This window comes from Bacillus sp. JJ722, from assembly GCF_036963345.1.
Lineage (GTDB): Bacteria > Bacillota > Bacilli > Bacillales > DSM-1321 > Bacillus_AD.
This window is the reverse complement of the sequence record NZ_JBALMO010000104.1, coordinates 36,273-53,027: the sequence shown is the minus strand read 5'-3', so window position 1 is coordinate 53,027 and position 16,755 is coordinate 36,273. Positions and strand designations below refer to the sequence as shown.

Sequence of the window (16,755 nt, the reverse complement as noted above, 5' to 3'; positions counted from 1 at the left end):
GTGGGGGATGGATGAAAACCCACATCAATTAAAGTTTCACTTTATTTTTTTGTAACATTGGTGTGATATTTTAATTGTAGAATGCTAAAGGAATATTGTAATAGATTAATTGAAGATAATGGGAGAGGCGTTTTAAATGAAAGTATTGAAAGTTGTTTTGGTACTATTTCTAGCCTGTGCTGTCCTAATAGTATGGAAATTATGGAGTAGCGACAGCATTACAATTGCTCAAGATGAAATGAAGAAATTTGTAGCTATTGTAGATGAGGTAAGTGTAGGGAAAATACAAGTGAATTGGAAAAATGTAGCGGCTGTTTCTGCTACGCAAAACAGTGGTGATTTAAATACAGTATCAGATGAAAAGATTAAAGAAGTGACGAATTTATTTATTGAAAAGAAAGGCAATCAATATAAATTACGAACAATGGATGAAGTTTCTGCTATGCTAGATTTTAATACTCGTCAGCAAAATAAAGCGGAGCAATACAGTGAATATTTACATGATGAAGTCGTGTATTCGCACAAACAAAATGAAGAATTAAATAAAAATTTTATATCCAGCATTAAAGATGCTGCTGTTGATAACTATACTAAATATGGTGTATTACCATCAATTACGATTTCACAAGCCATTTTAGAATCGGATTGGGGACGCTCTGAATTGGCGGCAGATTATAATAATTTGTTTGGGATAAAAGATCACACAAAGTGGGAAGGCGAGACGGCCAATTTAAATACAACAGAATTTTATGACAAGCGTATTCAAGCAAATTTCCGAGCATATGATTCAGTTGCACAATCTGTGGATGATCATGGTTTGTTTTTAAAAGAAAATCCACGATACGCAAAGAATGGTCTATTCTCTTCCAAAACGTATATAGAACAAGCAAAAGCGTTAGAAAATGCGGGGTATAGTACGGCAGTAGATGAAAATGGTAATAAAATGTATAGTCGACTTTTAATTCAACTTATTCAGCAGTATGAACTACAATTAATCGATAGTGCTGTTTATCAACAGTAAGCCTAATAAAGAAAAATGCCCCGAATTTTTTCGGGGCATGTATTTAATGGCAAGCAAATGCTTCTTCTTGTTTTGGCATTAGCTCGATTTCAAATCCTAAATCTTCTAACATTTTATGATCTTGGTTTTCTTCTTGTCCTTCGGTTGTTAAATAATTTCCTAAGAAGATACTATTAGCGATATATAATCCGAATGGTTGAAGGCTGCCTAGATTTACTTCACGTCCACCAGATATGCGAATTTCTTTTGTTGGGTTAATATAACGGAATAATGCTAGTACTTTTAGGCAATAACGTGGATTAAGCTCATGTGTTCCTTCCAATTTGGTACCTTTAATAGCATGTAGGAAGTTTACAGGAATCGAATCTGCATCCAATTGATAAAGTGCACGCGCAATTTCAATAACATCATTCTTCGTTTCTTTCATGCCAATAATGGCGCCGGAGCAAGGTGAAATACCATGTTTTTTAACTGTTTCAACAGTATTAATACGGTCTTCATATGTATGAGTAGTCGTTATATATGAATGGTGTTTCTCAGATGTATTTAAATTATGGTTGTAGCGATCAACGCCAGCTTCTTTTAATTGAGCAGCTTGTTCTTCTTTTAGGAGACCTAAGCATGCACATACTTTCAATCCATATTTTTCTTTTATTTCTTCTACAGCTTCGCTCACTACACCGACATCTTTTCTCGTTGGTCCACGTCCGCTTGCTACAATACAATATGTTCCTACTTTGTTTTCAAAAGCACGTTTTGCACCTTCTAATATTTCTTCTTTTGAAAGAAAAGGATACTTTTCAATTGGGGCACTAGATTTAGAAGATTGAGAGCAATACCCACAATCTTCGGGACAATAACCGCTTTTTGCGTTAATGATCATATTTAATTTCACTTTCTTGCCGTAATAATGTTTACGAATATGGAAAGCACCATGTATTAACTGTAATAAGTCATCGTCGTCACAATTTAAAATATTTAATGCTTCTTGATCTGTAATAACTTTTCCATCAATTACTTCTTGAGCTAACTGTAACCAATTCATATTGATTTCTCCCCTTGAATAGTGATGATATTCTTATTGAATGCTTTATACAATCTGGCCACTAAAATTCCGGCAACCGCCGCTATGATTAAATCTCCGGCTATACTGTTGACAAAGCCGATCATAAGTACATATGGCCATCCATGTGGTATATCCATCCATGTATTAAAAGCTAAATAAATATATGGGACTCCGAATAGATAAACAACTATAACTCCCACTATATTGGCGATAATGAAATGTTTTATTTGTGGATTAGGAATTCTTTCAATAATCCATCCAACTACATATGCAGCAAGTATAAAACCAATTAAATAGCCAAATGTTGGCTGTAATACATAACCGATTCCGGCACCTTGTGTAAATACAGGTAACCCGGCTAAACCAATTCCTACATATACGAGTTGGCTTTGAAGGCCTCTTTTGCTTCCTAATAGACAACCCGATAAAAAAACAAATAATATTTGTAAAGTAAATGGTACATAAGGTAATGGGATTTTGATAAAAGCGCCAATAGCTGTTAATGCTGCAAATAAGGCGACTGCTGCTAATGAAACGGTTGAAGTTCTTTTAATTTTCATTCACCTCCTACATGCAATAGGTGGTGTTTAAAATATTGATCGATTGCTTCATTGGCCGTCATGATCATCCAATGAATTTCTTCTTCTGTGATGATATAAGGTGGCATAAAATACAGAACATTTCCAAGTGGTCTTAACAGAAGGCCTTTCTCTAATGCGATTTTATAAATGTTATAGCCAACTCGTGAATTGCTTGGAAAGGATTCTTTCGTTTCTTTATTGCTGACTAATTCGATTGCACCAACCATGCCTAGTTGTCTATATTCACCTACATAGCTTTTCGATGAAAATATTTCAGTGGCAAGTGTACGCATATATGTACTTTTCTTTTTGTTTTTTTCAATATAGTCTTCGTCTTCGAAGATTTGTAATACTTCAAGAGCTACTCGGCATGCTAATGTGTTTCCGGTATAACTATGTGAATGTAAGAAAGCTTTCATACTAGCGTAATCATCGTAGAATGCATTATAAATACAATCTGTTGTTAAGACGACTGATAAAGGTAAAAAGCCCCCAGTTAAGCCTTTGGACAAACACATAAAGTCGGGAGTAATATCGGCTTGTTCACAAGCAAATAAGGTACCAGTACGTCCGAAACCTACAGCGATTTCGTCAGCAATTAAGTGAACATCATATTGCTCACATAGTTTTTTTAATTTCTTTAAGTAGGAAGGTGGATACATCTTCATTCCTGCGGCTGCTTGAATTAAAGGCTCAACAATGATGGCAGTCAATTCTTCGTGATGCTCCTTTAGTTGTTCTTCGACAAATGAAATACAAGGTGTATGGCATGATGTAGGAGTTTCACTAAACGAACAACGAAAACAATCAGGTCCTTGTGCTCGAACTGTATTTAACAACAAAGGTTGATAAATTTCATTGTATAAATCTACTCCACCGACAGATAATGCTCCTAATGTTTCCCCGTGATAGGCATCAGTTAACGCCATAAAGCGTTTTTTATTTGGTTTGTTTGTCTGCATATGATATTGGAAACTCATTTTGAGCGCGATTTCAATCGCGGATGAACCATTATCAGCAAAGAAAACTTTGTTTAGTCCCGGTGGTGTTAATCGAGTTAGTTTTTCAGCAAGTTTAATGGCTGGTTCATGTGTGAAGTTTGCAAAAATTACATGTTCTAATTGAGAAGCTTGATCTGCTAAGGCTTTACTAATTCGTTTATTTGCATGTCCAAATAAATTTACCCACCAAGAAGATACAGCATCTACATATTGTTTTCCGTTTTCATCGTATAGATAAATTCCGTCTCCATTTTTAATAACGATAGGTGGAAATTGCTCATAATCCTTCATTTGAGAACATGGGTGCCAAATATGCTTTAAATCTAGAGTTTGTAAATTCGATAGGGTAGCGTTCATTTCGACGAAATCCTTTCGTAAAATTCAGTATTTTCTGCCCGGAGTTGTTTTAAATCATCGACACTTTCTAATTTCGGAACAATTAATGACGGCATTGAGATAATTTGTGTTATGGTTTCGATATTATTCTTTTCAATATTTGTGCCCTCATATCCATTAAACACTAAGCCTAGGAGTGGAATATTATTCGTTTTTAGAGCTTCTACTGAAAGCAAAGTGTGATTAATAGTACCAAGTCCTGTACGGGTTACTAGAACTACAGGTAGGCCTGACTGTTTGATTAAATGAATGAATTGATAGTTGCGCTGATCATCTAAAGGTACAAACAATCCACCTGCACCTTCACATATGACATAATCATAGAGTGTTTGCAGCTCTTCAATTTTTTTCAATATGATACTTTCTTCAATCATTTTTCCTTCCAGCTTAGCCGCATAATGAGGAGATGCTGCTTCCTTGAACGAATAACTATTTAAATGTTCTTCAGTCAATGATACAGAGCTATAACTTTTATAAAATTCTGTGTCACCATAAAATTGTTTGTTGTTTTCTGCAATTAATCCAGTTTGGATTGGCTTATAAGGTAAAACAGATTTGCTGCTTGATTGGAAAAAGCGCATAAGATGTGCTGTCACGAAAGTTTTTCCGATATCGGTATCTGTCCCCACGATCCAAAAAGCATGTGCCAAAACATCCCCTCCATTTGTGTTAACTTTATATGAAAAAAGTTAACATATTTATTGTGGATTGTAAATATTTTTGGAATTACTGTTTTTGAAAGCGAAATGAAGAGAAAAATGAAATGTTCCTAGAATGTTAATGCTTATTATTTCGTATAAACAGAATGAACTATGGAGAAATTATATTAGGATAGTGAATAATAGTGAACAATCATGAGAAGGAAAAGATGAATATTATTTATATTCGTAATAATGTAAGTTATTATCATTCGTTCACAAAACGTTCATAAAATGTTCACATTAAAGTTGTAACCGTTTTCTGATTTATTGTGATATAGTAATAATCGTTAAGTTAACCGTTTAACCAAAATGACGGTTAACAGTTAACTAAATTGGTTTGAAAGGATGAACTTATATATGTTTAAGTATCTTCAACGTATTGGTAAAGCGATTATGTTACCGATCGCTGCTTTACCGATCGCAGGTATTTTACTAGGCATTGGTGGTGCTTTACTAGGTATTGCTAGTTTAGATAATGCACCCTCTATTTATGGTCCATTAATCTCTTTTGTAAATATTGATTTTGTAAACGGGATTTTAAATATTATGAAGGGTGTCGGAGATATTGTTTTCGGAAACCTTCCTATCCTGTTCGCAATTGGTGTAGCGGTAGGACTAGCTAAGGAAGATAAAGGTACAGCTGCTTTGGCTTCTGTATTTGGTTTCCTTATTATGCACCAAGTAATTTCAACAATGTTAACACTTGGTTATACAAGACTTGGTGTTGTTACTCCAGATAATGTTGGCGAGTATGGTACATACGTAACAACAACGGTTGGTATCTTTACTCTTAACATGTCAGTATTTGGTGGTATTATCACAGGTATGGTTACAAGTGTGCTTCATAATCGCTATTATAATATTACATTCAATCCGATGTTCTCATTCTTTGCGGGATCTCGTTTTGTTCCAATTATCACAGCGATAGTAATGGCTTTCGTTGGGGCGATTCTTGGTTTCTTATGGCCGTTTGTTCAAGACGGAATTGCAGCATTAGCAAACTTAGTTAACGCTTCAGGTGCTGCTGGAACATTCTTCTATGGATTAATTGAACGTTCATTAATTCCATTTGGTTTACATCACGTGTTCTATACACCTTTCTGGTTCTCTTCTTTAGTACAAGCAGAAGTAATCATCAATGGTGTACCAACAGTAATTGATGGAGCGAATACTGCTTACTTTGCTCAATTAGGTTCAATGAAAGATTTAGTAGGTGCATCTCCTGAAACAATGGATGCAATTGTAAATGGTACAACTCGTTTCATGGCTGGTAAATTCCCATTCATGATGTTTGGTCTAGCTGGGGCAGCGCTTGCTATGTACAAAACAGCTAAACCAAGTAAGAAAGCTGTGGTTGGTTCATTATTAGCTTCAGCAGCTGGAACAGCAGCGTTAACAGGTATTACAGAACCACTAGAATTTACATTCTTGTTCGTAGCTCCATGGTTATATGTAATTCATGCGATCTTAGCTGGTTTCTCATTCATGTTAATGGATATCTTTAATGTATTTATTGGTATGACATTCTCAGGTGGTATTATTGACTTCACATTATTCGGTTTACTTCCTGCGGGTGCTGGTGTTCCAACTAACTGGTTATATGTAATTGGTGTAGGTGTTGTTTACTTTGCGCTGTACTACTTCATTTTCAAATTCGTGATTACTAAACTCGACTTGAAAACACCAGGTCGTGAAGATGAAGACGAAGAAACAAAACTTTTTTCAAAAGCTGATTTCCAAGGTAAAGACGGTGCAACTGCACCAACAACTGCTAAAGCTGGTGGAAACGATGAGCTTCGCGAAATTGCTCCGAAAGTATTAGAAGCATTAGGCGGAAGCGACAATATCGAAAATATTGATGCTTGTATTACTCGTCTACGTGTAGAAGTAAAAGACGCGAAAGTCGTTGATAAAACTGAACTGAAAAAACTAGGAGCATCAGGTGTACTAGAAATTTCAGGTGGTGTACAAGCGATTTTCGGTGGAAAATCAGACACATTGAAAAACTATATTAAAGAAATTATGTAAGTGTTTGATGCTTAGTTATGTAAGCAGCACTACTAATTGTTTTTGGGAGAATGAGCAAGCATAGTCTTGCTCATTTTCTATTTACAAAAAGGGAATATTACATGACAATGGTAGTAGTATTGACTTTGGAGGAAGTACAATTGAAAGATCGAAAAGTCACCATCAAAGATGTTGCTCAAAAAGCAAACGTATCGAAGGCTACCGTTTCATATGTTTTGAATGGTGTAGATAAAGTGTCAGAAGAAACGAAGCAACGAGTGTTAGATGTCATTAAGGAATTAGGTTATACACCGAATTCCACGGCGAGAGAATTAGCAAAAAATAACCAAGACCAGTCCGACGACTATAACGCATTTTTGGAAGGACAACCATTCTATAAAGAGTTTATGGATTCTTTTATTAAAGCTAAAGTAGGGAAAGTACCAAAAGAAACAAAAAGCAAATTAATAAGCACTATTGCTGAACGAGGTTATTTACCAAGTGGATTTCTAGAGCAATTAATGAAAAGATCAAAAACAACCATTGCTGTGTTCATGGAAATGGAACGTGATTTTAAACATACGTTACTAGAAATGAATCCTTTCTATCAACAATTTATCAGTAGTGTAGAGCACACCGCTAAAGAAAATCATCTTACTGTGCAAATCTTTAACTCCAATGATACAGATTCTTATGAATCAATAAGGGAACCGTCCTATTTAGGTGTTATTGTTGTTGGAAAGCTTCCTATCCATTTATCGAATGTATTGAAAAAACTAAAAATACCAATTGTCATTATCGATGAATATGAATTTCACTCTAACTTCGTAACACTTACATCTGAAGATCAAAAAGGTGCTTTTGAAAGCATTGAATATTTAATTTTAAAAGGGCATAATAAGATCGCTTTTGTAGGATGTAAAAATGACAGAGGAAACTTTATTGAGCATCGAATTGCAGGTTATAAGGAAGCTTTACAATCTTATGGACTAACATATAAGGCGCAGGATGTGTACTTATCGGAAGTAAACTATAGCTATGAGGAAGGTATTCGAATAGCTCAAAAAATTGCTGCAAGTCATCATAAATATGACGCTGTATTTTGTACATCAGATATAATGGCCATCGGATTAATGAAAGGATTTATGAAGGCGGGATTTAAAGTCCCTGATGATATTTCCATCATGGGTTTTGATAATATTCAATTTAGCAAGTATAGTAATCCAGAATTGACGACTGTTGATCAAAATATCTTTCTGAAAGGTGAAACGGCTGTCACCATTGTTATCCGAAAAGCTAAAGGTGAACCGGTTAAAAGAGAATACATGCTACCTGTTTCCATCGTCGAAAGGGAATCAGTCTGCAAGCGTAATTAAAAAGGGAAGCTACGACTATTGTGTGGCTTCCTTTTGCGTTGTGGGTAAAGGTGCGTGAAAGTTCTTCTTGTTTTAGGCATTTGTTTAACAAAATGTATAGTTCTTTCATCTAATATAGAGAATCTATTTAAGGAGAGAATTATATGGCTTATACAAATTGCTATTGTGATTGTGATGATTGTATTTGTTCATCGTATAAATCGAAAAAGAAGATGAAATATATCACGCTAAGTGAAGTAGAAGATAAGTGTGAATGTGAGGAGGGAGCATCAGGCTCTTTATTCAATCCAGCTCCACCATCTGCGACAACACCTATTGTAGCTGGAACATTTCCTACAAATTTCCCTGTGCAAAAAGTAGACTTTACAACATGTGGTAAGTATTGTGCTACTGTTCCTAATCCATTTAATAATTCAATCAAAATTTTACAATCAGGGCTGTATACGATATCTTACGCTGTCACTGTTGCCCAAGTTTTCAGTGTAGAAACAGATACAAGTCATATTATTGTGGGTCTTTATGTAAATGATGTGTTTGATTATAGTTCTGGAGTGACTTACAGAGCCAAAGGAACAGCTGAAGAAGTAATCATTCCATCTTCGTTAAATGTTACGTATCAGCGTCCATTGCAAGCTGGAGATATTGTTCAAGTAGGTTTTTATGAGGCGGTCTTTTCAGCGCCAACCGCATCTGCTCAATATGGAAATGCTTCTTTGATTGTAAAGCAGGATTTTAATGCTGATTTTGAATAAAAGTAAGAATTGAAATGAAAGTGAGAAGAAACTAAACACTACTAGTTTCTATATGTATATGGAAATTAAGGAGTAGCAGGACTGGAGGAAGGAGTCATCACTTCCTTTTTTATTTTATTGTAATTAGGGTGTTTTTTGTAGTTAAGTTTGCATTTTTATCTAATTACATAGGGTTTTATATAGTTAGAGATGATATTTCTAGGATTATTCCTATTTTTAATCTAGAGATCTTTAATAAACTTATAATTCTAACAAATCGGTTTTACAAGCTAATTTAATTAGTATATAATTTTACTTATGTTTTAATGGGAACATTAATTTACTAATACAAAACATTATTATAGATAGCAAGGGGAACATGAGATATGAGTAACCGTGAAATGTCTCTTAAAGAACGGAACATCGTGTTTATAGGATTCATGGGAGTAGGGAAGACAACAATTGGAGAACTAGTTGCCAAGAAGCTGTATCGAGATTTTATTGATATTGATGCGGAAATTGAAGCAGAATATGGCATGCCGGTTACTGAAATCTTTAAGTCGATTGGTGAAAAGGCTTTTCGTGAAAAAGAAAAGAATGTCATTACAGATATGTGCAACAAGAAGCTTAAGATTATTTCTTTAGGTGGCGGAGCATTTATGCAAGAAGAAATAAGACAAGTTTGCTTAGAGAAATGCATTGTCCTTTTCTTAGATTTATCTTGGGAATCATGGAAAGAAAGAATAAGCTTGATTATTGATAGTCGACCTGTTCTTCAAGGTAGAACGATTGAACAGATAGAAGAGTTATTTAATGAAAGACAAGAAATATATTCTCACCATCATTCCAGAATTACAACCGATCATCAAGATATTGAAGAAGTTGCAGATTATATTGTAAGCTCATTAAAGCTTGCTTGGAATTTGTATGAATAATATCACAATATTAATGAGAAATGTGAGGAAGTAAATGCTTGTACTTTATAAGTACGACTATTTACTTCTTTTTTAATTAGCGAAAGGGCGGCGGATAATGAATACACTTACTATAAAACATGTCAAGATTGGGGAAGGGACTCCGAAAGTCATCGTACCATTAGTCGGTAAAACGGAAGAAGCAATACTGCAAGAGGCTGAATCAGTAAAGGCACTTGCAGCGGATGTAGTAGAGTGGCGAGTAGATTGTTATGAAAATGTAGGGGATATAAAGGCTGTTTCAGAATTGCTATTAAAGATAAGAGCAGTTTTCGTTGATGAATTATTATTGTTTACTTTTAGAAGTCATAAAGAAGGTGGGGATAAAGAGATCAGTGATATGTACTACTTGGAACTGAATAAAGCAGCAATTCTTACTAAAAACATTGATTTAGTAGATGTCGAGTTATTTTCTGAAAAAGCAATTGTTAGCGAGTTAGTAGCCACAGCTAAGGAAAATGGTGTATATGTGATTATGTCAAATCACGATTTCATCAAAACACCTGACAAAGAAGAAATTATAAGTCGTTTATGTAAGATGCAAGAGTATGGAGCTGATCTGCCGAAAATAGCGGTAATGCCAACATCTGTGAGTGATGTGATTACTCTATTAGACGCAACAAACACGATGCAAACACAGTATGCAAATCGCCCGATTATTACCATGTCTATGGGAGGGACTGGTGTAATTAGTCGATTAGCAGGTGAGCTGTTTGGCTCTGCAATGACATTTGGAGCGGGAAAAGAAGCGTCAGCACCGGGGCAAATTCCTGTAGATGAATTAAGAGCTGTTTTGGGGATTTTGCATAAGAGCTTGTGATAGAGAAAATAATAAAGCAAAGAAGCTGTCTATAAGACAATTTCTTTGCTTTCAATTATTTTGGTAGATTAACATTAAAAGTCTTTGCCTTGGCAATTAACTCGTGTGATACACCATCAAGCAAATCGGACGTTGTAAAGGAAAAAGATGTAACATGGTTGATTGATTCACCTGAATCATTAATCAAGCCAATTGTTCCTTCTCGTTTTTCGTTTGGTTGATAATCAATTTTGCTTACGCTTTTTGTTCCTATAAATGTGTCATCTGATAAGATAAAGTTTTTATCAGGTACAGGATAGGAAAGTTCATCATTGAAGGTGACATTTTCTAAGCTAAAAAACTGTACTTCTTTGGAAGAGGTATTTTGAACGGAGTAGGAAACTTCAAAATACGTGATTTTTTTATCAATTTCAATTTTAGAAAAAGCTGCTATTTCATCAATCTCTTCCAAGCTTAAATGATCCTTATAATGACGTTTAGCAACTTCTTCAAAAGTTAGTCCTGTATAGGCGGCGAGTGATTCTTTCGTATCCTCATTCATATTAGATAGTTCAATTATTTTGATTCCATCAATAGTAATAATCATTGAAGCAACTTTATATGTTTCATTTACAGGTATGTGATTTAATAGTTTCAAGGTTCCAAAATCTTTTTGGTGCACTTTTTGGCCGATAGATTGAAGATATGCTCCTCCATAATCATTGACTTCAAGGATGTTTTCTTCCTTCTTCTTTTTATTATCATCTGAAACATTTTGTGGTTGATTATATAAAAGGTATATGATTATACCCATTGAACCAAGAAGTAATCCTCCAAAGATCCAAGCTAAATATGATTTCTTAAACATTAAGTAATTTCTCCTTGTTAAACTGAAAGTCCATAGAAGCAGTTTTCATCTTTTACTATAAACCTTTTGGATGTGAAATGATAATAGGAACCTTTGTTCAATTCTTAATTAGTTTCAATGGGAAGAGGTTTTAGTGTATAGTATTTGGGAAATTAAAAGAGATGAGTTGAAGTCAATTTACCTCTGAATTTTATCAAGTGACAATTAAGAATGAGTCGCTCATTATATATGTAACTTAGAAAAAAGAAAAAAGGAGTGAATGCAGTGATTCAATTTTCTAACGTATCAAAGCAATATCAAGATGAGACATACGCGGTCCGTGATCTTAATGTAGAAATAGGACAAGGAGAGTTCTTTGTCATTATTGGTCCGAGTGGCTGTGGAAAAACAACAATGCTGAAAATGATTAATCGTTTAATTGATTTAACGGACGGAGCCATATTAATTAATGGAAAACAGATTAGTGAATATAACATCCATGAATTAAGGTGGAATATAGGTTATGTATTGCAGCAAATTGCACTATTTCCACATATGTCAATTGCAGAAAATGTTGCGATTGTTCCAGAGTTAAAGAAGTGGGATCGTAAGCAAGTGGAGCAAAGAGTCGATGAATTGTTGGAGATGGTAGGTCTAGATCCGGACATGTATCGTGATCGAAAACCAAATGAACTTTCAGGAGGTCAGCAACAAAGGGTTGGAGTAATACGAGCGCTAGCAGCAGACCCTGAAATTATTTTAATGGATGAACCATTTAGTGCATTAGATCCAATTAGTCGAATGAAATTGCAAGATGATATTCTTGAATTGCAAAGGAAAATACATAAGACTATTGTGTTTGTTACACATGATATGCAAGAAGCTTTAAAACTAGGCGATCGTATTCTAGTTATGAAGGATGGGGAAATAGAACAATTGGGAACACCTCAAGATATTCTTGATAACCCTGCTAATGAGTTTGTAGAAACCTTTGTAGGTCAAAATCACCTTCTAAACTCACAAGTTGAACTAAAAGAAAGTGGGACAAGGGTATGAATCAGTTCATGACGGTTTTTGAAGAGAGAAAAGGTGAGCTCCTAGCAGCATTATTAGAGCATATTCAAATCTCATTCATTGCGCTCCTCTTTGCTGTTATCATTTCAATTCCATTAGGTATTTATTTAACAAGAAAGCCAGCTATCGCTGAAAGTGTGATTGGAGTTAGTGCTGTTTTGCAGACGATTCCTTCTTTAGCGTTACTTGGATTGTTAATTCCGTTGTTTGGGATTGGTAAAGTACCAGCCATTATAGCACTTGTTGTGTATGCACTTCTTCCAATCTTGCGAAATACATACACAGGAATCAATGAAGTGGATGCCTCATTAAGGGAAGCAGCAATGGCCATGGGAATGAATACGACACAACGTTTACTGAAAGTAGAGCTTCCATTAGCGATGCCTGTTATTATGGCGGGGATCCGAACGGCGATGGTGTTAATTGTTGGAACAGCTACTCTTGCTGCTCTTATAGGAGCGGGTGGCTTAGGAGATCTTATTTTGCTTGGGATTGATCGAAACAATACATCGCTTATATTGTTAGGGGCGATTCCAGCTGCTTTATTGGCGCTTTTCTTCGATTTTCTTTTGAAACGATTTGAACGACTTTCTTTCAAGAAATCAGTTACGACACTTGGGGTAATTGTTGTCGTCTCATTGATAATGATGGTCTTTCCTTTATTAAATAGCGCAAATAGTAAAGAGATTGTGATTGCTGGTAAGCTTGGATCTGAACCAGAAATTTTAATTAATATGTACAAAATTTTAATTGAAGAAGAAACGGATTTAGAAGTTGAGTTGAAACCGGGCTTCGGGAAAACACCCTTTGTCTTTAATGCGTTAAAATCAGGAGATATTGATATTTATCCAGAATTTACTGGCACAGCGATTTCAGAATTTATGAAAGAAACGGCAGTTAGTAATAATCGTGAAGAAGTCTATGAACAGGCTAGAGAAGGTATGTTAGAGAAATTCGACATGAGTTTGTTAAAACCAATGAGCTATAACAACACGTATGCGCTTGCTGTAACCAAGGAAACGGCAGAGCAGTATGATTTGAAAAAAATCTCTGACTTAAAAGCAGTGCAACAAAATATTAAAGCAGGTTTTACTTTAGAGTTTAACGATCGTGAAGATGGTTATCGTGGCATACAAGAACTTTATGATATTAAACTCGGTAATGTGGTAACGATGGAGCCGAAATTGCGCTACAACGCGATTGAAACAGGTGACATTCAATTGTTGGATGCCTATTCAACTGATAGTGAAATTCGACAATATCAATTACAAGTGCTAGAAGATGATAAAGAGCTGTTCCCACCGTATCAAGGAGCACCATTATTACGACAAGAAACGGTAGAAGAATATCCTGAAATTGTTGAAGCTTTAAATAAACTCGCTGGAAAAGTAAGTGATGATGATATGAGAGAGATGAATTATCAAGTAAATGTAGAAGGAAAAAGTGCAGAAGATGTCGCTAAAGCTTACTTACGCAAATTGAATATTTAATATATGATTAATACTAGTAACTACATAGATTCACAGTACTTATTAGATTAAATTGGAGAGGTGTAGTATTCATGACATTCAAAGCACTTTTTGTTGAGAAGCTAGGGGAAGAAACATCACTTAATTTGAAAAATATTACGAAAGAAGATTTGCCTAATGGGGATGTGCTTATCCGCGTTGCCTATTCAAGTGTGAATTACAAAGACGGTTTGGCAACTATTCCAAATGGTAATATTGTCAGAAGTTATCCATTTATTCCTGGTATTGATGCAGCGGGTATTGTTGCTGAATCAAGAGATGCACGTTTCGCTGAAGGAGATGCGGTTCTTGTAACGGGTTACGAACTAGGTGTTTCTCATTTCGGGGGATATAGTGAATATATTCGTGTACCAGCAGACTGGGTAGTGGCTTTACCTAAAAGTTTAACGCTTAAAGAAGCGATGATGGTTGGAACAGCTGGATTCACAGCTGCTTTATCCGTACAGGCACTAGAACATCAAGGTGTTAAACCAGAGGATGGTGAAATTCTTGTAACAGGTGCTACTGGTGGTGTCGGAAGCATGGCTGTATCCATGTTGAAAAATAAAGGTTATACAGTAGTAGCGAGTTCTGGAAAGCAAGAGGCTCATACATTTCTAGAAGAAATAGGAGCGAACGAAGTGATTTCAAGGGAAGAAGTAGTACCTGAGAAAATCAGACCACTTGGAAAAATGCGTTGGGCCGGAGTTGTTGATCCTGTTGGTGGACAAACATTAGCTGCTGTTTTACCGAACGTGAAGTACGGTGGAGCAGTGGCTGTTAGCGGAATGACGGCTGGAATAAATGTAGATACAACAGTCTTTCCATTTATTTTACGAGGTGTACAATTAATTGGAATCGATTCGGTGTATTGTCCAATGGCTAATCGCCAACCATTATGGGAGCGAATTGCAATGGATTTAAAACCTAATCAGGTTTTACATGCTGGTATTCATGAAGTCTCACTAGATGAGTTAATGGATGTGTTTCCGAAAATATTAGCGGGAAAAATGACAGGGCGTGCTATTGTTAAGTTAGGAGATATATAAATGACACAAGCAACCCCAGTGAGATAGTATTCACTGGGGCTTTTAGATGCAAGCTTTATGTTCATTATTCTTCAATGATATGCTTTACTCGACCGACTTGCCCGTTTGTTAGCTCGACTTTAATTCCGTGATGATGAACACTTGAATTCGTTAGTAATCGTTTGATCGTTCCTCTCGTTAATAATTCAGTTCGTTGATCTTTCTTTAGAACGATATCGACTAACATACCTGGTGATAAATTACTTCTTTTAGTATGTGGCATACAATCAACTCCATTTGTTATAGTTTCATTCTTTATACTCTACCATATTTTATTTACACTCATGATAGTAGTTTTTGTTCGATTCGATTTGAATTAGGTGGTTCTTTCCTGTATAGTAATATTTTGTTATTTATCTTCTTTGCAAAAATAAGTTAATCTACTAGTACTTAATAATGATAAAATTATGAATAAGATAGTAGTATTGATGATGCTACTATGTTGTTTTTAATGAGATGTATCTTGTTTCAATAGAATTGCAATTTTATAATATAATTAAATAATATGACATATACAATGAGGAGTTTGCGGTGAAGATTAATAAAATAATAATATGTTCTTTGTTTGTGGCATTGTGCTTTATTGGAGCGAATATTAAATTCATGGGTTCTGTTGCTTTGGATGCAGCTCCTGCCCTAATAGGAACATTACTTCTTGGACCAATTTATGGAATGGCACTTGGATTCTTTGGACACATCGTATCATCACTTCTAGTAGGTTTTCCGCTAACGTTGCCAGTTCATATTATTGTTGCGTTAATGATGGCGTTAACAATGTACATGTATGGTGTGTCGAGAAGTTGGTTTGAGAAGAAAGGAAATGGTGTAGTAGCCATCGTTGGTTCTGGTGTTATTATGTTTCTTTTCAATTGTCCTTTTTCACTTTTGGCGCTTTATCCACTTATTAAGGATATGACATTTGTCGTATTTCCTGCTTTAGCACTTGGAACGCTTGGCAATTTAGTGATTGCTGAACTAGTGTATGTAGCGTTTCCAATGAAATGGAAAAAGAAATTCTTGGAAATTTAACTGTTTAAAGGTAAGGGAAAGAGGTGAGAATCCTCTACAGACCCTAACTACTGTATGGTGGACGAAATCCCGAATGAAAAACCACTGAATCGATGCGATTTGGGAAGGTGGGATGATCGGCTGAAGCTAAGTCAGGATACCTCCTTTAGACAGAGCATTGCAACAATTGCTCAAGGGAGCATGTTGTCTATATGAGACTTTGTGATTTTTCGTCTAGTGTTTAAATACAAGAGAAAAACATGATTATCGAAATATAAGGCGCCAAGCTACCTGTAGTTAGGCGTCTTGTTTTTTATGTAAAAAAAGAGAGGTGGGAAAATTTCAACGAATTAAAGCATTCACAATTGATGATGTGATTCCTTTAACAGAAGTCCTCTATGCTTTACAAAATAAACCAAAATCAACTCATGTCATTATTACAGGGCGTGATGCAAAGCAAGCAATTAAAGACATTGCTGATTTGGTTTCGAATGTACATGAAGACAAACATTATTATCAAGTAGGCGTTCAAGCGATTTATCCCGTTCAAACTGGCGATAAGACTCCCACTTCAAAA

At 35.4% G+C, this 16,755-nt stretch carries 16 protein-coding genes, 1 pseudogene and 1 riboswitch; of the genes and pseudogenes, 11 read left to right on the top strand and 6 right to left on the bottom strand.

Annotated elements, in window-relative coordinates:
- The first annotated feature begins 136 nt into the window (after positions 1-136).
- Positions 137-1,021: a glucosaminidase domain-containing protein gene (locus V7014_RS13845; protein ID WP_335508033.1), complete on the top strand. Its 885-nt coding sequence runs from the start codon at positions 137-139 to the stop codon at positions 1,019-1,021.
- A 43-nt stretch (positions 1,022-1,064) separates the two neighbouring features.
- On the opposite strand, the gene bioB is transcribed toward V7014_RS13845, so the two are convergent.
- From bioB to bioD, 4 genes are read right to left on the bottom strand one after another with little or no spacing between them, the layout of a single operon-like run.
- Positions 1,065-2,066, bottom strand: coding sequence for a biotin synthase BioB (gene bioB / locus V7014_RS13840; RefSeq protein WP_335508032.1), 1,002 nt, complete (start codon positions 2,064-2,066; stop codon positions 1,065-1,067).
- Positions 2,063-2,647 carry a biotin transporter BioY gene (locus V7014_RS13835; protein WP_335508031.1) on the bottom strand — a complete coding sequence of 195 codons (585 nt, stop codon included), beginning with the start codon at positions 2,645-2,647 and terminating at the stop codon, positions 2,063-2,065. The genes bioB and V7014_RS13835 overlap by 4 nt, the downstream gene beginning before the upstream one ends.
- Entirely contained in the window at positions 2,644-4,026 is a 1,383-nt protein-coding gene (bioA, locus tag V7014_RS13830; protein ID WP_335508030.1) for an adenosylmethionine--8-amino-7-oxononanoate transaminase, read from the bottom strand. Before bioA ends, V7014_RS13835 begins: the two co-directional genes overlap by 4 nt.
- Entirely contained in the window at positions 4,023-4,715 is a 693-nt protein-coding gene (gene bioD / locus V7014_RS13825; RefSeq protein ID WP_335508029.1) for a dethiobiotin synthase, read from the bottom strand. The genes bioA and bioD overlap by 4 nt, the downstream gene beginning before the upstream one ends.
- A gap of 408 nt (positions 4,716-5,123) precedes the next feature.
- Between bioD and V7014_RS13820 the strand changes: the two genes are divergently transcribed.
- The 5 genes from V7014_RS13820 (at position 5,124) to aroD (ending at position 10,674) form a co-directional block, all read left to right on the top strand.
- Complete coding sequence (locus tag V7014_RS13820) at positions 5,124-6,794, top strand: PTS transporter subunit EIIC (protein WP_335508028.1); 1,671 nt, start codon at positions 5,124-5,126, stop codon at positions 6,792-6,794.
- A gap of 50 nt (positions 6,795-6,844) precedes the next feature.
- Positions 6,845-8,149, top strand: coding sequence for a LacI family DNA-binding transcriptional regulator (locus tag V7014_RS13815; RefSeq protein ID WP_335508027.1), 1,305 nt, complete (start codon positions 6,845-6,847; stop codon positions 8,147-8,149).
- Positions 8,150-8,292: 143 nt separating this feature from the next.
- Positions 8,293-8,901: a hypothetical protein gene (locus V7014_RS13810; RefSeq protein WP_335508026.1), complete on the top strand. Its 609-nt coding sequence runs from the start codon at positions 8,293-8,295 to the stop codon at positions 8,899-8,901.
- A 365-nt stretch (positions 8,902-9,266) separates the two neighbouring features.
- Positions 9,267-9,815: a shikimate kinase gene (locus V7014_RS13805; protein WP_335508025.1), complete on the top strand. Its 549-nt coding sequence runs from the start codon at positions 9,267-9,269 to the stop codon at positions 9,813-9,815.
- Positions 9,816-9,912: 97 nt separating this feature from the next.
- Positions 9,913-10,674 carry a type I 3-dehydroquinate dehydratase gene (gene aroD / locus V7014_RS13800; protein WP_335508024.1) on the top strand — a complete coding sequence of 254 codons (762 nt, stop codon included), beginning with the start codon at positions 9,913-9,915 and terminating at the stop codon, positions 10,672-10,674.
- A gap of 55 nt (positions 10,675-10,729) precedes the next feature.
- Here aroD and V7014_RS13795 read toward each other — a convergent pair whose 3' ends face one another.
- Positions 10,730-11,521 (bottom strand): hypothetical protein, encoded by a 792-nt coding sequence (locus tag V7014_RS13795; protein ID WP_335508023.1) that lies wholly within the window; start codon positions 11,519-11,521, stop codon positions 10,730-10,732.
- A 264-nt stretch (positions 11,522-11,785) separates the two neighbouring features.
- Here V7014_RS13795 and V7014_RS13790 point away from each other — a divergent pair.
- From V7014_RS13790 to V7014_RS13780, 3 genes and pseudogenes are all read left to right on the top strand, one after another.
- Positions 11,786-12,511: pseudogene (locus V7014_RS13790) on the top strand (ABC transporter ATP-binding protein); the annotation flags it as partial.
- A gap of 41 nt (positions 12,512-12,552) precedes the next feature.
- Complete coding sequence (gene opuFB, locus V7014_RS13785) at positions 12,553-14,064, top strand: osmoprotectant update ABC transporter permease/substrate-binding subunit OpuFB (RefSeq protein WP_335508022.1); 1,512 nt, start codon at positions 12,553-12,555, stop codon at positions 14,062-14,064.
- Between the two features lie 71 nt (positions 14,065-14,135).
- A complete protein-coding gene (locus V7014_RS13780; protein WP_335508021.1) occupies positions 14,136-15,131 on the top strand; it encodes an NADPH:quinone oxidoreductase family protein in 996 nt (331 codons plus the stop codon).
- 64 nt (positions 15,132-15,195) lie between these two features.
- Here the strand turns inward: V7014_RS13780 and V7014_RS13775 are convergent, their stop codons facing one another.
- Positions 15,196-15,393 (bottom strand): YwbE family protein, encoded by a 198-nt coding sequence (locus V7014_RS13775; RefSeq protein WP_335508020.1) that lies wholly within the window; start codon positions 15,391-15,393, stop codon positions 15,196-15,198.
- A gap of 308 nt (positions 15,394-15,701) precedes the next feature.
- Between V7014_RS13775 and V7014_RS13770 the strand changes: the two genes are divergently transcribed.
- Both V7014_RS13770 and V7014_RS13765 read left to right on the top strand, forming a co-directional pair.
- Positions 15,702-16,199, top strand: coding sequence for an ECF transporter S component (locus tag V7014_RS13770; protein ID WP_335508019.1), 498 nt, complete (start codon positions 15,702-15,704; stop codon positions 16,197-16,199).
- Positions 16,190-16,361: riboswitch (cobalamin riboswitch) on the top strand. Its footprint overlaps the gene before it by 10 nt.
- Positions 16,362-16,509: 148 nt before the next feature.
- Positions 16,510-16,755, top strand: a 246-nt coding sequence (locus V7014_RS13765) for a cob(I)yrinic acid a,c-diamide adenosyltransferase (protein WP_335508018.1), incomplete at its 3' end; no start/stop codon positions are given.

What these genes read in the sequence shown, in the direction of transcription:
- V7014_RS13795 (WP_335508023.1), bottom strand. Translation starts at nt 11,521, where the DNA reads ATGTTTAAGAAATCATATTTAGCTTGGATCTTTGGAGGATTACTTCTT.
- bioB (WP_335508032.1), bottom strand. Translation starts at nt 2,066, where the DNA reads ATGAATTGGTTACAGTTAGCTCAAGAAGTAATTGATGGAAAAGTTATT.
- V7014_RS13780 (WP_335508021.1), top strand. Translation starts at nt 14,136, where the DNA reads ATGACATTCAAAGCACTTTTTGTTGAGAAGCTAGGGGAAGAAACATCA.
- bioA (WP_335508030.1), bottom strand. Translation starts at nt 4,026, where the DNA reads ATGAACGCTACCCTATCGAATTTACAAACTCTAGATTTAAAGCATATT.
- V7014_RS13815 (WP_335508027.1), top strand. Translation starts at nt 6,845, where the DNA reads ATGAGCAAGCATAGTCTTGCTCATTTTCTATTTACAAAAAGGGAATAT.
- opuFB (WP_335508022.1), top strand. Translation starts at nt 12,553, where the DNA reads ATGAATCAGTTCATGACGGTTTTTGAAGAGAGAAAAGGTGAGCTCCTA.
- aroD (WP_335508024.1), top strand. Translation starts at nt 9,913, where the DNA reads ATGAATACACTTACTATAAAACATGTCAAGATTGGGGAAGGGACTCCG.
- V7014_RS13775 (WP_335508020.1), bottom strand. Translation starts at nt 15,393, where the DNA reads ATGCCACATACTAAAAGAAGTAATTTATCACCAGGTATGTTAGTCGAT.
- V7014_RS13835 (WP_335508031.1), bottom strand. Translation starts at nt 2,647, where the DNA reads ATGAAAATTAAAAGAACTTCAACCGTTTCATTAGCAGCAGTCGCCTTA.
- V7014_RS13845 (WP_335508033.1), top strand. Translation starts at nt 137, where the DNA reads ATGAAAGTATTGAAAGTTGTTTTGGTACTATTTCTAGCCTGTGCTGTC.
- V7014_RS13810 (WP_335508026.1), top strand. Translation starts at nt 8,293, where the DNA reads ATGGCTTATACAAATTGCTATTGTGATTGTGATGATTGTATTTGTTCA.
- V7014_RS13820 (WP_335508028.1), top strand. Translation starts at nt 5,124, where the DNA reads ATGTTTAAGTATCTTCAACGTATTGGTAAAGCGATTATGTTACCGATC.
- V7014_RS13805 (WP_335508025.1), top strand. Translation starts at nt 9,267, where the DNA reads ATGAGTAACCGTGAAATGTCTCTTAAAGAACGGAACATCGTGTTTATA.